Annotated in this window: 11 protein-coding genes; 6 read left to right on the top strand and 5 right to left on the bottom strand. The window is 70.5% G+C overall.

The features are described 5' to 3' along the window. Window positions 1-22 precede the first annotated feature (22 nt). The 4 genes from ABD808_RS06685 to ABD808_RS06670 all read left to right on the top strand — a co-directional run bounded on the left by ABD808_RS06685 (window position 23) and on the right by ABD808_RS06670 (window position 5,111). Window positions 23-1,789, top strand: a complete 1,767-nt coding sequence (locus ABD808_RS06685; protein ID WP_344891434.1) for an ABC transporter substrate-binding protein — start codon at window positions 23-25, stop codon at window positions 1,787-1,789. 105 nt (window positions 1,790-1,894) lie between these two features. Continuing rightward, window positions 1,895-2,908, top strand: coding sequence for an ABC transporter permease (locus tag ABD808_RS06680; RefSeq protein ID WP_344891431.1), 1,014 nt, complete (start codon window positions 1,895-1,897; stop codon window positions 2,906-2,908). After that, window positions 2,908-3,975 carry an ABC transporter ATP-binding protein gene (locus tag ABD808_RS06675; RefSeq protein WP_344891428.1) on the top strand — a complete coding sequence of 356 codons (1,068 nt, stop codon included), beginning with the start codon at window positions 2,908-2,910 and terminating at the stop codon, window positions 3,973-3,975. The genes ABD808_RS06680 and ABD808_RS06675 overlap by 1 nt, the downstream gene beginning before the upstream one ends. 26 nt (window positions 3,976-4,001) lie before the next feature. After that, window positions 4,002-5,111 (top strand): ABC transporter ATP-binding protein, encoded by a 1,110-nt coding sequence (locus tag ABD808_RS06670; RefSeq protein ID WP_344891425.1) that lies wholly within the window; start codon window positions 4,002-4,004, stop codon window positions 5,109-5,111. A gap of 87 nt (window positions 5,112-5,198) precedes the next feature. On the opposite strand, the gene ABD808_RS06665 is transcribed toward ABD808_RS06670, so the two are convergent. The 5 genes from ABD808_RS06665 to ABD808_RS06645 form a co-directional block, all read right to left on the bottom strand. Beyond that, window positions 5,199-7,697, bottom strand: coding sequence for an ABC transporter permease (locus ABD808_RS06665; protein ID WP_344892866.1), 2,499 nt, complete (start codon window positions 7,695-7,697; stop codon window positions 5,199-5,201). Continuing rightward, window positions 7,697-8,551 carry an ABC transporter ATP-binding protein gene (locus ABD808_RS06660; RefSeq protein ID WP_344891422.1) on the bottom strand — a complete coding sequence of 285 codons (855 nt, stop codon included), beginning with the start codon at window positions 8,549-8,551 and terminating at the stop codon, window positions 7,697-7,699. Before ABD808_RS06660 ends, ABD808_RS06665 begins: the two co-directional genes overlap by 1 nt. A 384-nt stretch (window positions 8,552-8,935) precedes the next feature. Continuing rightward, complete coding sequence (locus tag ABD808_RS06655; RefSeq protein WP_344891419.1) at window positions 8,936-9,616, bottom strand: response regulator; 681 nt, start codon at window positions 9,614-9,616, stop codon at window positions 8,936-8,938. 166 nt (window positions 9,617-9,782) lie between these two features. Further along, window positions 9,783-11,006: a sensor histidine kinase gene (locus tag ABD808_RS06650; RefSeq protein WP_344891414.1), complete on the bottom strand. Its 1,224-nt coding sequence runs from the start codon at window positions 11,004-11,006 to the stop codon at window positions 9,783-9,785. A 117-nt stretch (window positions 11,007-11,123) separates the two neighbouring features. Then, window positions 11,124-12,107 (bottom strand): RecB family exonuclease, encoded by a 984-nt coding sequence (locus tag ABD808_RS06645; RefSeq protein ID WP_344891408.1) that lies wholly within the window; start codon window positions 12,105-12,107, stop codon window positions 11,124-11,126. 186 nt (window positions 12,108-12,293) lie between these two features. On the opposite strand from ABD808_RS06645, the gene ABD808_RS06640 reads away from it, so the two are divergent. Further along, the gene (locus ABD808_RS06640) at window positions 12,294-13,487 is read left to right on the top strand and encodes a site-2 protease family protein (protein ID WP_344891405.1); all 1,194 of its coding nucleotides are present in this window, start codon (window positions 12,294-12,296) and stop codon (window positions 13,485-13,487) included. Window positions 13,488-13,561: 74 nt separating this feature from the next. After that, a complete protein-coding gene (locus tag ABD808_RS06635; RefSeq protein ID WP_344891403.1) occupies window positions 13,562-14,515 on the top strand; it encodes a tRNA (adenine-N1)-methyltransferase in 954 nt (317 codons plus the stop codon). The last annotated feature ends 175 nt before the right edge of the window (window positions 14,516-14,690 follow it).

Raw genomic sequence — 14,690 nt, 5'->3', positions numbered from 1 at the left:
ATTTGAAGGGGTGCGCCTGCACATGAACAAGATGAGACCGATCGCGGTCTTCGCGGCCGGGGTGGTCGCGGCCGCGGGACTCGCCGCCTGTGGCGGTGGATCCGACGACGGGGGCTCGGGCTCGGGCCCCGGTTACAACGCCGGCGTCAAGGAAGTCGTCAACAAGGCGGACAAGAAGGGCGGCACGCTCAAGCTCGCCGACTCAGACGACTGGGACTCGCCGGACCCTGGCAACACCTACTACGCATTCGCGCAGAACTTCGCCCGCTTGTACGGCCGTGGCCTGACGACGTTCGCGCCCGCCGCGGGCGACGCGAGCCTGAAGGTCGTCCCGGACCTGGCGACCGACCTCGGGCAGGCCAGCGACGGCGGTAAGACCTGGACCTACAAGCTGCGCACCGGCGTGAAGTACGACGACGGCACCACCGTCACGTCCAAGGACGTGAAGTACGCGGTTGAGCGCAGTAACTACTCCGCCGAGTTGCAGAACGGGCCGAAGTACTTCAAGGCGTACCTGGTCGACAACGACCCGGCGTACAAGGGCCCGTACAAGGACAAGTCCGACGAGGGCCTGAAGTCGATCGAGACGCCGGACGACCAGACGATCGTCTTCCACCTGAAGACGCCGTTCCAGGAGTTCGACTACCTGATCGCGATGTCGCAGACGATGCCCGTGCCGAAGGCCAAGGACACCGGCCTGAAGTACGAGACCGCGATCGTCTCCAGCGGCCCGTACAAGATCGACAGCTACCAGCGTGGCAAGTCGATGTCGCTGTCGCGGAACCCGAACTGGAACAAGAGCACCGACCCGATCCGCAAGGCGCTGCCCGACAAGATCGAGGTGCAGCTCAAGCAGAACGGTGACGACATCGACCAGCGGCTGCTGGCCGGGTCGCTGGACATGGACATCGCCGGTGTCGGCGTCCAGTCGGGCTCGCAGCCGAAGGTGCTGGCCGACGACCAGAAGCCGTACGTCGACAACCCGGTCCAGGGTTTCCTGCGGTTCATGTCGCTGAACCAGCACGTCAAGCCGTTGGACAACATCCACTGCCGCAAGGCGGTGCAGTACGCGACCGACAAGGTCGCCGCGCAGACGGCCTACGGAGGCCCGCTGGCCGGCGGTGACGTCGCGACGACGGTGCTGCCCCCGACGGTCGCCGGTTACACCAAGTTCGACCTGTACCCGCAGAAGCAGGCCGAGGGCGGCGGGCTCGACCAGGCCACCCTCGCCAAGGCCAAGCAGGAACTGGCGGCGTGCGGCCACCCCGGCGGCTTCTCCACGAAGCTGTCGGCCCGGTCCGACCGCTCCAAGGAAGTCGCGATGGCGCAGGCGATCCAGCAGAGCCTGACCAAGGTCGGCATCAAGACCGAGATCGTGCAGTACCCGGCCGGTGACTACTTCACCAAGTACGTCGGCGTTCCGAAGTACGTCCACGACAACGGCATCGGTATGATGATCATGGCGTGGGCGGCGGACTGGCCGACCGGCTACGGGTTCCTGTCGCAGATCGTGGACGGTGCGGCGATCAAGCCGTCCGGCGGCAACAACCTCGCCGAGCTCGACGACCCGCGGGTCAACAAGGGGCTCGCGGACGCGATCTCCAACCCGGACGAGGCGGCCCGCCTCAAGGCCTACGGCGACATCGACAAGATCGTCATGGACACGGCGATGGAAGTCCCGCTGGTCTACGCCAAGGCCCTGATGTACCGGCCGAAGCGTGTCACCAACGTGGGGATCACCTACTCCTACGGCGGAATGTACGACTACCTCAACATGGGCGTGGAGTAACCACTCCGCTCGTCCGTGCGTCCCTCTGAAGGCAGGTGAAGGCGACGCCCGTCGGCCGGTTCCGGACCCACAGGTCCGGCCGGCCGGCGGGTGGGGCCGCGCAATGTGTTCGCATACATCGTCCGGCGCCTCATCGGTGCCGTGCTCATGCTGCTGCTGGTCAGCCTGGTGACCTTCGGCATCTTCTTCTGGCTGCCGAAGCTGGCGGGGCAGACCACCGACCAGATCGCGGCCGGTTACGTCGGCAAGGCCCCGACGAAGGAGGCCATCGCCGACACCAAGGAACGACTGGGCCTCGGCGACCCGGTGCTCGTGCAGTACGGGAACTATCTCAAGGGCATCGTGGTCGGCAGGGACTACAAGGCGGGACCGGTCACCGACCACTGTCCCGCGCCGTGTCTCGGCTACTCGTTCCGCAGCAGCCAGCCGGTCCTGGAGACACTGGTCGACCGGGCCCCGGCGACGGGTTCGCTCGCGTTGGGCGCCGCGGTGATCTGGCTGTCCGGCGGCATCACCGTCGGAGTCATATCGGCGTTGCGAAGAGGGACGGTATGGGACAGAGGCGCGATGCTCATCGCGTTGGCCGGTGTGTCCCTGCCGATCTACTTCACCGGCCTCGTCTCACTCCAACTGTTCTCCTACAGTCTTGAGATATTTCCGGGCGGCGGCCAATACACGGCCATCACGTCCGATCCGGTCAAATGGTTCCAGGCGTTGGTGCTGCCCTGGGTGACGCTCGCGTTCCTTTACGCGGCGATGTACGCGCGGCTCACCAGAGCGGGCATGCTGGAAACGATGAACGAGGACTACATACGCACGGCCCGCGCCAAGGGCCTTCCGGAGAAGAGCGTCGTCACCAAACACGCGCTCCGCGCGTCCCTGACCCCGATCATGACGATCTTCGGCCTGGACCTCGGGCTGCTGCTCGGCGGCGCGGTGCTGACCGAGAGCACCTTCGGGATCCCGGGCCTCGGCCGTCTCGCGATCGACTCGATCCGCAGCGGTGACCTGCCGATGGTCCTCGGCGTCACGCTGATCACCTCGACCTCGATCGTGATCATCAACCTGATCGTCGACGTGTTGTACGCGGTCGTCGACCCGAGAGTGAGGCTGGGCTGATGACCGGCACCGCCCCCGCCACCGGCGCCGCGGACCTGGGCGACGCTCCCACGGCGTTCCTCGAGGTCCGCGATCTGAAGATCCACTTCCCGACCGACGACGGCCTGGTCAAGTCGGTGGACGGGCTGTCGTTCCAGCTGGAACGCGGCCGCACCCTCGGCATCGTCGGCGAGTCCGGGTCGGGTAAGAGCGTCACGAGCCTCGGCATCCTCGGCCTGCACAACAAGCGCAACTCCAGCGTGTCCGGCGAGATCTGGCTGAACGGCAAGGAGATCGTCGGCGCCTCGCAGCACGACGTGCGCCGCCTGCGGGGCCGCGAGATGGCCATGATCTTCCAGGATCCGCTGTCGTCGATGCACCCCTTCTACACGGTCGGCCACCAGATCATCGAGGCCTACCGGGTGCACAACGACGTGTCGAAGGCGGTCGCCCGCAAACACGCGATCGACATGCTCGGCAAGGTCGGCATCCCGAAGCCCGACAAGCGGGTCGACGACTACCCGCACCAGTTCTCCGGCGGCATGCGGCAACGCGCGATGATCGCGATGGCGTTGTCGTGCGACCCGGAGCTGCTGATCGCCGACGAGCCCACCACGGCGTTGGACGTGACCGTCCAGGCGCAGATCCTCGACCTGATCCGCGATTTGCAGCAGGAGTTCAACTCCGCCGTCATCATGATCACCCACGATCTGGGCGTGGTCGCGGAGCTGTCCGACGACGTCCTGGTGATGTACGCGGGCCGCTGCGTCGAGTACGCGTCCGTCGATGACGCCTTCCACCAGCCGCTGCACCCCTACACGTGGGGTCTGCTCGGGTCGATGCCCCGGCTGGACCGGGAGCGCTCCGAGCGGCTGCTGCCGATCGAGGGATCACCGCCGAGCTTGATCAACGTGCCGTCGGGGTGCGCGTTCCATCCGCGCTGCCCCTACCGGGACCTGAACGGCGACAAGAGCACGACCGAACGGCCCGAGCTGGTCGAGGTCAAGCCCGGACACAAGGCCGCGTGCCACCTTCCGCTGGACAAGCGGCAGGAGATCTGGACCGACGAGATCAGGCCGAAGCTGTGACGAGCACGGGTGGGAACGAGACTGTGGTGAGCACATCCAAGACCTCGGCGGGCGAGCAGGCCCGTCCCGCCGGCGACCGTGAGCCGCTGCTGGAGGTGGAGGGCCTCGGCAAGCACTTCCCCGTCACCGCGGGGCTGCTGCGCCGACAGGTCGCGGCCGTGAAGGCCGTCGACGGCGTGTCCTTCTCCGTCCGCAAGGGCGAGACCCTCGGGCTGGTGGGGGAGTCGGGCTGCGGCAAGTCCACCACCGGCCGGATGATCATGCGGCTGCTGGACCCGACGTTCGGGAAGATCAGGTTCGAGGGGCGGGACATCACCAAGCTGTCCCAGGGCCGGATGCGGCCGCTCCGCCGGGACCTCCAGATGATCTTCCAGGACCCGTACTCGTCGCTGAACCCGCGCAAGACGGTCGGCTCGATCGTCGGGGCGCCGTTCCGGCTACAGAACATCGAGGCCAAGCAGGGCGTCAAGAAGGCCGTCCAGGAGATCCTGGAGCTCGTCGGCCTCAACCCCGAGCACTACAACCGGTACCCGCACGAGTTCTCCGGCGGGCAGCGGCAGCGCATCGGCATCGCCCGCACCCTGGCCCTCAAGCCGAAGCTGATCGTCGCGGACGAGCCGGTGTCGGCGCTGGACGTGTCGGTGCAGGCGCAGGTCGTGAACCTGCTGGAGGACCTACAGGACGAGCTCGACCTCACCTACGTGGTGATCGCGCACGACCTGTCGGTGGTCCGGCACATCTCCGACCGCGTCGCCGTCATGTACCTCGGCAAGATCGTCGAGGTGGCGGACCGGGCCGACCTGTACGAGCGGCCCATGCACCCCTACACCAACGCACTGCTGTCGGCGGTCCCGGTCCCGGACCCCGCCGAGCGCGGCGGGCGGCAGCGGATCCGGTTGCAGGGCGACGTGCCGAGCCCGCTGGACCCGCCGCCCGCCTGCCGGTTCCACACCCGCTGCTGGAAGGCGCAGGACATCTGCAAGCAGGTGGAGCCGCCGCTGGTGGAGCTCAGCCCGGGCCACGAGGCCGCCTGCCACTTCCCGGAGAACACGACGGTCAGCGCGACCGACGCGGTCGCCAAGGCCGCCGTGGCGCAGGCCGCGACCCCGGCGGACGACACCGAGCCCGCCGAGTGACCCGCCCCGCGCGGTAGCCGACTTCGGGTAGGACGGAAGCCCCGGCCCCCTCCGTGTGAGGGGGCCGGGGCTTCCGTCATGTGCCCGCTACTCGGTGGCGATGGCCTTCAGGACGTCCATGCGTCCCGCCCGCCACGCTGGCCACAGCGCCGCCAGCACACCGATGACCGCCGCCACGACCAGGTACACGACCAGCGTCCCGTAGGGGACGGCGAGGACACCGAGGCCCTCGTCGGCCAGCGCGTTCTGCAACGCCGCGCCGAACGCGACCCCGATCGCCATGCCGAGCACCGCGCCGAACACCGCGATCATGATGGACTCGAGCCGGATCATGCGGCGCAGCTGCCGCCGGGAGATCCCGATCGCGCGCAGCAGCCCGATCTCCCTGGTCCGCTCGATCACCGACAGGGCCAGGGTGTTGATGACCCCGACCGCCGCGATGATCACCGACATGACCAGCAGGATCGTCAGGAACGTCACGAACCCGTCGACCTGCTTTCGGGCCTCGTCCTTCAGCGCCGACTGGTCGAACACCGTCAGGTCCGGGTGGTCCTTCAACGCCGACTCCAGCGCCGTCTTCGTCGCCGTGTTCGTCGCCGCCGTGTCGACCACGACGCCGTCCACGGACGGCTTCACCGTGTGCCGCAGGTACATCTGCGTCGACATCAGCCGGGGGCCGATCAGGTCGCTCTTGGTGAAGACGCCCGCGACGGTCAGCCGTTCGGTCTTCCCGTCGGGGAACGTGACCGGCACCGCCGATCCGACCTTCCAGTGGTTGTCGTCCGCGGTGTCCTCGTCCACCATGATCCCGGCCGCGCCGAGGTCGGTGCCGCCCGACACCATCTTCAACCGGGCGGCCTTCCCGATCACCGCGGGGTCGCCGGACATGTACGACACCTTCTTGCCCGCGATCTTCGCGTCGCCCTCGTACGTCGACGACGCCGACTGGACGCCCGGCACCGCCTTCACCTTCTGCTCGACGTCGGCGGCGACACCGCCCGCGCCCTTCGGCAGCACCAGGTAGTCGGCGCCGAACTGCGCGTCGACCTGCGAGTCGATCGACGCCCGCATCGTCGCGCCCAGCACGTTCACCGTCGTGATCAACGCCAGGCCGATCATCAGCGCGGCGGCGGTCGCGGCGGTGCGGCGCGGGTTGCGCAGCGCGTTCTGCTGCGCCAGCCGTCCCGGCGACCCCATCAGCCGCGCCGGGGCCGCGCCGAGCAGCCGCAGCACCGGGACGCTGATCACCGGCGCGAGCATCGCGACGCCGATGAACACGGCGAACGCGCCCGCCCCGACCGGGACGACCGGGTTCCCGCCGCCGCCACCGAGCCCGACCGCGATCAGCGCCGCGCCCACCAGGGTCAGCAGCGACCCGAGCGCGATCCTGATCCGCATCGACCGCTGCGGCAGCGCCACGTCGTCGCGCATCGCCGCCACCGGCGGGATCTTCGCGGCGCGCCGCGCCGGGAAGTACGCCGACACGACCGTCACGACGATCCCGACCACGTACGACCAGATCACCGGCGTCGCCGTGAACGTCAGGCCCCCGTCGCCGGCGTCACCGACCTGGCTCTGTAGCAGCGACGCCAGCCCCGCCCCGGCCAGCAGGCCGAGCGTGGACCCGACGACGCCGACCGCGACGGCCTCGCCGATCACCGCCCGCGTCACCTGCGCGCGGGCCGCGCCGACCGCGCGCAGCAGCGCCAGCTCCCGGGTCCGCTGCGCCACCAGCATCGAGAACGTGTTGAAGATGATGAACGCCCCGACGAAGATCGAGATCAGCGCGAACGCGAGCAGGAACGTCCGGAAGAAGTTCATCATCGTCGCGATGTCGCTCTTGGACTCCTCCCGCAGCTTCTCGCCGGTGACGGCCTCCAGGTCGCCGGGCAGCGCCTTCGCGACCCGGTCGCGCAGCTCCGTCTGCGACGGGCCCGTCGACCCCATCTCGATGTCGGTGAAGTAGCCGGGCTTCAGCAGCAGCTTCTGCGCCGTCGCCGTGTCGAAACCGGTGAAGGTCGCGCCCATCAGGTTCCCGGCGTCGATCAGCCCGACGATCCGCATCTGCCGCGGCGCGCCCGAGGTGAGGACCCGCGCGGTGTCGCCGACACCGAGCTTGCCCTTCTCGGCGGTCTTCTCGTCGAGGACGATCTCGCTCGGGCCCTGCGGCGCGTGACCCGCCGACAGGTCATAGGACCCGCCGTTCGTCCAGTTCGCCCCGATCTGCGGCGGCCCGTTCTGCGGGGTGCCGACGACCTTGCCGTCCTTGCCGACGACCGCGGCGTACCCGGTGACGTTCCCCTGCGGGTTCTTCACCCCGTCGATGCCCCGCAGCGTCGTCAGCACCGACGCAGGCACCGGCTGCGCCGCCGTCCCGTCGTCGTCGCCGTCCACGACCTGCTTGGCCCGCACGTCCACGGCCACGTTCTTGCCGACCCGGCTGAACAGGTCGTCGAACTGCTTGTTCATGCTGTCGGTGAAGATCAGCGTCCCGGCCACGAACGCCACGCCGAGGATCACCGCGACGGCCGTCAACACCAGTCTGATCTTGTGCGCCGCGAGGTTGCGGAGCGTCACTTTGCCCATCATCGCGCCGCGACCCCCGGCCCCTGTGCGGGGTGCGCGCCGGTGGCGGACGGGGCGGACGGCGCGGGCCGGCCACCGCCGGTCTCGAAGCCCTTCATCCGCTCCAGCACCCGCTCCGCCGTCGGGTCCGCCATCGTGTCGACGATCTGCCCGTCGGTCAGGAACAGCACCTGGTCCGCGTACGCGGCGGCCGTCGGGTCATGCGTCACCATCACGATCGTCTGGCCCATCCGCCGCACCGAGTCGCGCAGGAACCCCAGCACCTCCGCGCCGGACTTGGAGTCCAGGTTCCCCGTCGGCTCGTCCGCGAAGATGATCTCCGGGCGGGCGGCGAGGGCCCGCGCGCACGCCACCCGCTGCTGCTGCCCGCCCGACAGCTCCGTCGGACGGTGCTTCAGCCGCGGCCGCAGCCCCACCGTGTCGATCACCGCGTCCAGCCACTCCTTCTCCGGCTTACGGCCCGCGATGTCCATCGGCAGCGTGATGTTCTCCAGCGCCGTCAGCGTCGGAACCAGGTTGAACGCCTGGAAGACGAACCCGATCTTGTCGCGGCGCAGCCGGGTCAGCCGCTTGTCCTTCAGCCCGGTGACCTCGGTGTCGCCGATGAAGACCTTGCCGGAGTCCACCGAGTCCAGGCCCGCCATGCAGTGCATGAGGGTCGACTTCCCGGACCCGGACGGACCCATGATCGCGGTGAACCGGCCGCGGGGAATGCCGACCGTGACCCCGTCGAGCGCGACGACCTGGGCGTCGCCGCGCCCGTACACCTTCGCGATCTCCTCGGTCCGTGCGGCGAAGTCGCCCGCCCCGGGCGCGCCCTGCGCGCCGGCGGTCGACGGGGCGGTGTTCGTCACGTGAAACTCCCATGTATGAGTGAACGTTGTGTGGATGAGCCACCTGCGTCGGATCGCGACGAACCCCCGGCGACCCGACGTTCAAAACAGTAGAAGTCCGACGACCCCGTGTGATGCACCCCAGGAACGGACTTGCCGGTCCACCCGAGGTGGGAGACACCGTCCACCCGTCGTCCCAACGGAGTAGGCGCCTCCCCCCGGAAGACAGGGGGCGTCTCAGGGGTCCCGCCGTCGACATGCTGGACGGCGCGCCGCTCGTCCGGGCGCTCACCTGCTCGGACGCAGGGTTCCCCGGGTCTCAGGGGCGTCCCTGAGACCCGTCGACCCGAGGGGTGACGTGGGGGTGACGTCCGGGGTGGAGCGGAGGGTGGTGCGGGGGCGCGGTCAGGTCTGGCCCGGTCTGCTCATGCCCGTCTCGTAGGCGTACACGACCGCCTGCACCCGGTCCCGCAGGCCCAGCTTCGCCAGGACGTTCCCCACGTGCGTCTTCACCGTGGTCTCGCTGACGACCAGTTCCGCCGCGATCTCCGCGTTCGACTGACCCCGCGCCACGTGCGACAGCACCTCGCGCTCCCGCTCCGTCAACGTGTCCAGGCCCGGCGGCGGCGACTGGTCCCGCACGGCGGGCAGCCGCGTCGCGAACTTGTCGAGCAGCCGCCGCGTCACGCTCGGCGCCACGATCGCGTCGCCCGCCGCCACGATCCGGATCGCCTGGACGAGATCCTCCGGCGGGGAGTCCTTCAGCAGGAAGCCGCTCGCGCCCGCGCGCACCGCCTCGATCACGTACTCGTCCAGGTCGAACGTCGTCAGGATCAGCACGCGCGGGTCGTGCGACGCCGCGCCGTCCCGGATGATCCGCCGGGTCGCCTCGATACCGTCCACGCCCGGCATCCGGATGTCCATCAACACCACGTCCGGAAGCAGCGACCGCGTCAGCTCCACCGCCGCCGCGCCGTCACCCGCCTCACCGACCACCGCGATGTCGGTCTCGGCCTCCAGGATCAACCGGAAACCCGTCCGCAGCAGCGGCTGGTCGTCGACGAGCAACACCCGCACCGCGCTCATCGCGTCGCCCCGCCCGCCCGGCCGTTCCCGGGGGTGCGGAGGGACGTCCCTCCGCGAAAAACCGGTCCGTTCATCGTCCCCGCTCCTCGCCTCGCGCCGCTCCTGCCAACCCTACGGCCCCGCCACGACCCGCCCGTCCGTCCGGACGCCGCCCTGTCGACCGCCATCACGCCTCCAGCGGGAAACGCGCCCGCACACCGAACCCGCCGCCGACCCGCGGCCCGATCTTCAACTCGCCACCGTACAGCGCCACCCGCTCGTACATGCCGACGAGCCCGTGGCCCGCGTTGTCCGCGTCGTCGCCCATGAACGTCGCCGTGCCCCGGCCGTCGTCCTCGATCTCCACCGTCAGGTCACCGTCCCCGTAGTACAACCGCACCCACGCCCGCGCCTGCGGACCCGCGTGCTTCAACGTGTTCGTCAACGCCTCCTGGATCAGGCGGAACGCCGCCACGTCCACCCCCGGCGACGGCGGCCGCGCCTCACCCTCGATCCACAGCTGCACCGACAGGCCCGTCTCCCGGACGTGGTCCAGAAGTTCGCCCAGATCCCCGAGGCCCGGCTGCGGCGCCAGCTCGCGGCCCGCGCGCTCCGGATCACGATCCGTCCGCAGCACCCCGACGATCCGCCGCATCTCGCTCAGCGCCGTCCGGCCGACCTCCTCGATCGTGGACATCGCCTCCCGCGCGCTGCCCGGATCACGGTCGATGATCCGCCGCGCCGCGCCCGCCTGCACCGTCATCACGCTCACATGGTGCGCCACCACGTCGTGCAGCTCCCGCGCGATCCGCGACCGCTCCTCGATCCGCGCCGCCCGCGCGTCCGTGCCCCGCGCCCGCTCCAACCGCGCCGCCCGGTCCTCCAACTCGGCGAAGTACGCCCGCCGCAACCGCAGGTTCCGGCCGAGCGCCCACACCCCGACCACCAGCGCCGCGTCACTGACCATCGTCACCGGCGACGACGACACCGGCAGCAACACCAGATACGTCACGAAATACGCGAACGCCACCAGCCCGCCGAGCGCGCTGTGCGCCAACCCCCGATGCGCCGCCACCCCGTACACCGCCAGCAGGAATGCCGCGATGTCCGACACCCCCGGCGGATACTCCAACACCGCCAGGACCAGCTCACCGACGATGACGAACATCAACACCGTCATCGGGGCGCGCCGCCGCCACGTCAACGCCATCGTCACCGCCGCCACCAGCAGCGCGCCCAACACGTCCGGGTCACGGAACTGCTCGAACTCGGCGTCCGCCGGAAGCTTCTCCAGGAACAGCTGCGGCAACCCCACCGCGAGCAGACCCAACGCCAGCAGAGCGTCCGCAGCCTGCGGACGCGCGCTCAGCCAGGCGCGTATCGACAGAAGACCACGGATGCGGGGTGACACGACTCTCACCCTAGGAGGTCGCGCCAGGTCGTGACCCCTCCTGCACGCCGATCCGCCGTCCTCCCCAAGGAGGACACACCCGCATCCCCCACTACGCCCCGCCGCCGCGACCGCACGTCACAGGTCGTCGCGCTCCCGCGCCGAGCCCGGCGGCGACGCCGCCACGCCCTCCAGATCCGCGGGCGACGGACGGCCCACCGGCGCTGACGGCAACGGCGGGGGAGTACCCCCGAACTCCGGGCACAGCTCCCGGTGGTCGCACCAGTCGCACAACCGGCCCGGCCGCGGCCGCCACTCGCCGGAGTCCATCGCGCGCCGGATCGCCTGCCACAACGCCTCCACCTTCCGCTGCGTCGCCCGGAGATCGGCCTCGTCGGGCGCGTAGCGCAGGATCTCGCCGTTGCCCAGATACATCAACTGCAACAGCCGTGGGACCCGGCCCTGCGACCGCCACACCACCAGCGCGTAGAACTTCATCTGGAACAGCGCGCGCGCCTCGAAATCCGCGCGCGGCGCCGTCCCCGTCTTGTAGTCGACGATCCGCACGTCACCGCTCGGCGCCACGTCCACCCGGTCGATGTAGCCGCGCAGCTTCAGCCCCGAATCCAGGACCGTCTCCACGAACAGCTCCCGCTCCGCGGGCTCCAACCGCATCGGGTCTTCCAACGTGAAGTACCGCTCCACCATCCGGCGCGCCTGCTCCAGCCACGTCGCCCGCTCCGCGTCGCCCGTGTCGCCCTGCTCGAACAACCCCGCCAACTCCGGCTCGGCCTCCAGCAGGCGCTCCCACTCCGGGTCGAGCAGCTCCACGGCCGCCGTGGACGTCCGGCCGTCCCTCGGAAGATCGAAGAGTCGTTCCAGGACCGCGTGGACCAGGGTTCCCCGCGCCGCCGCCGGGCTCGGCTTCTGCGGAAGCCGGTCGATCACCCGGAACCTGTACAGAAGCGGACACGTCATGAAATCGCTCGCCCGGGAGGGCGACAGCGACCCCACCACCTCGACAGCCTCGCCACCCGCGTTCCCACGTGCGTCCCCGGCGCGCTCCTCACCACCGTCCACGGTCGGAACCGGCACCCCACTACCCGCCTCGGTCGCCGTCATGGCACAGCACACTAGGCCACGCCCCCGACGAAAACCCCACACCCGGCCCGCGCCCGGCGCGCCCGGCGCGGCCATCCGTCGTGCCTACCGTGCCCACCCCCCGTGGCTGTCGTGCCCACCCGCCGTGCCCGTCCAGGCGCCCGACCGCCGCCCGGCCCGCGGCACCGGGGCCGTAGCATCGGTAACGTGACTCACAGCGCGCCCCCGACCGAGGGCAAGACGCCTCCCGGCGGCCCCCGCCGCGACGAGGGACCCGCACCCCGGCCCGGCATCCTCATGGGCCGGCTCCTCGGCGTCCCCGTCTACGTCTCGCCCAGCTGGTTCCTGGTCGCCGTCCTCGTCACCTTCATGTTCGAAGGACAGGTCCACGACGTCGTCGAACGCCCCGCCAGCTACCTCGTCGCGTTCCTCTACGCCGTCCTGCTCTACGGCTCCGTCCTCGTCCACGAGGTCAGCCACGCCGTCACCGCCCGTGTCTTCGGCCTCCCCGTCAAGTCCGTCACCCTCCACGTCCTCGGCGGCGAGACCTCCATCGAACGCGAGGCCCCCACCCCCGGCCGCGAGTTCCTCATCGCCTTCGCCGGGCCCCTCGTCAACCTCGTTCTCGCCGGACTCGGGCTCCTCGCCCACATCCTGCTCCCGCTGCCCGACGTCGCCGTCCTCCTCGTCGACGCCCTCACCTTCGCCAACCTCCTCGTCGGCGTCTTCAACCTCCTGCCGGGGCTGCCCCTCGACGGCGGACGCCTCGTCCGCGCCGCCGTCTGGAAGATCACCGGACGCAGCCGCAGCGGCGCCATCATCGCCGGCTGGGTCGGCCGCGGCGTCGCCATCGCCACCCTCGTCGCCGGCGCGTTCCTCGCCACCTACGGCACCGGCGACGGCGACGACCAGAACACCGGCATCGGCTGGCTCGCCCTCCTCTGGTCCGCCCTCATCGCCTCATTCATCTGGGTCGGCGCCACCCACGCCATCCGCGCCGAACACGTCCGCGAACGCATCCCCCTCCTGTCGGCCCGCCGCCTCGCCCGCCGCGCCACCCTCGTCACCGCCGACGTCCCCCTCGCCGAGGCCATCCGCCGCGCCCACGACGACCACGCCGGCGCCATCGTCATCGCCGACCACGACGGCAAACCCCTCGGACTCGTCAATGAGAAGGCCGTCACCGCCACCCCCGAGCACCGCCGCCCCTGGGTCTCCGCGGGCGACCTGTCCCGCGGCATCGACGACGGCCTCACCCTCCCCGTCGACATCTCCGGCGAGGACCTCATGGAAGCCCTCCGCCGCGCCCCCGCCCCTGAGTACCTCCTCATCGAACCCGACGGGCGCGTCTACGGCGTCCTCGCCACCACCGACATCGACCGCGCCTTCACCGGAACCTGACCCGTCCCCGGGCGCTGACGGGACGGTCACGGGACGGCTCGAAGCGCCCGCGCCCGCCGCTAGCCTTGACAATCATGAGCGAACCCCAGCCGAACGGCGCCGCGCCCACCACCCACCCCGCACCCGGCAGCGCCCCCCACCGCCCGTTCCGGCCCGGAGACCAGGTTCAGCTCACCGACCCCAAAGGCCGCATCAACACCATCACCCTCCAGGCGGGCAAGGAGTACCACACCCACAAGGGCTCCCTCGCCCACGACGACATCATCGGCAGCCCCGAAGGCACCGTCTACCGCTCCACCGGCGGCACGGAATACCTCGCCTTCCGGCCCCTCCTCGCCGACTTCGCCCTCCGCATGCCCCGCGGCGCCGCCGTCGTCTACCCCAAGGACGCCGCCCAGATCGTCGCCATGGCCGACATCTTCCCCGGCGCCCGCGTCGTCGAGGCCGGCGCCGGATCCGGCGCCCTCAGCTGCTTCCTGCTGCGCGCCGTCGGCGACCACGGCCTCCTGTCCTCCTACGAGCGCCGCCCCGACTTCGCCGACATCGCCCGCACCAACGTCGAACGCTTCTTCGGCGGCCCCCACCCCGCTTGGCGCCTCACCATCGGCTCCCTCGAGGACAACCTCACCGAAACCGGCGTCGACCGCATCGTCCTCGACATGCTCGCCCCCTGGGAATGCCTCGACGCCGCCGCCCGCGCCCTCATCCCCGGCGGCATCCTCTGCGCCTACATCGCCACCACCACCCAGATGTCCCGCGTCGTCGAGGACCTGCGCGCCCACGGCACCTTCGCCGAACCCGCCGCCACCGAGACCCTCCTGCGCACCTGGCACGTCGACGGCCTCGCCGTCCGCCCCGACCACCGCATGATCGGCCACACCGGCTTCCTCGTCACCGCCCGCCGCCTCGCCGACGGCGTCACCCCGCCCACCCGGCGCCGCCGCCCCGCCAAGGCCGCCCACCCCGCCGCCGATGCCGCCGACGCCGGGGCCGACGCCGCCACGCCCGGAGATCCCACCGAGTCGTAGATCACACCGCGGTGTCCACCTTCTGGGACGACACTCCCCATCCCGGTACGACACCCTCAGTTCCACCCCCGCCGTATCCGAACCCCGCAAACCCACCGCAACGACACCCTCACCCCGACGAACGCCCAGGTCCAAGCCCCGTAACCCCCCCCCCCCCCCCCCCCCCCCCCCCCCC

This window comes from Actinomadura meridiana (genome assembly GCF_039537545.1).
GTDB classification, from domain to species: Bacteria; Actinomycetota; Actinomycetes; order Streptosporangiales; family Streptosporangiaceae; genus Spirillospora; species Spirillospora meridiana.
The sequence above is the reverse complement of the archived record's forward strand: the minus strand, read 5'-3'. Positions and strand labels throughout refer to the sequence as shown.

Bases quoted from the DNA above. Each gene is read 5' to 3' on its own strand.
- ABD808_RS06685 (WP_344891434.1), top strand. From the start codon at position 23: ATGAACAAGATGAGACCGATCGCGGTCTTCGCGGCCGGGGTGGTCGCG.
- ABD808_RS06675 (WP_344891428.1), top strand. From the start codon at position 2,908: ATGACCGGCACCGCCCCCGCCACCGGCGCCGCGGACCTGGGCGACGCT.
- ABD808_RS06665 (WP_344892866.1), bottom strand. From the start codon at position 7,697: ATGGGCAAAGTGACGCTCCGCAACCTCGCGGCGCACAAGATCAGACTG.
- ABD808_RS06655 (WP_344891419.1), bottom strand. From the start codon at position 9,616: ATGAGCGCGGTGCGGGTGTTGCTCGTCGACGACCAGCCGCTGCTGCGG.
- ABD808_RS06645 (WP_344891408.1), bottom strand. From the start codon at position 12,107: ATGACGGCGACCGAGGCGGGTAGTGGGGTGCCGGTTCCGACCGTGGAC.
- ABD808_RS06635 (WP_344891403.1), top strand. From the start codon at position 13,562: ATGAGCGAACCCCAGCCGAACGGCGCCGCGCCCACCACCCACCCCGCA.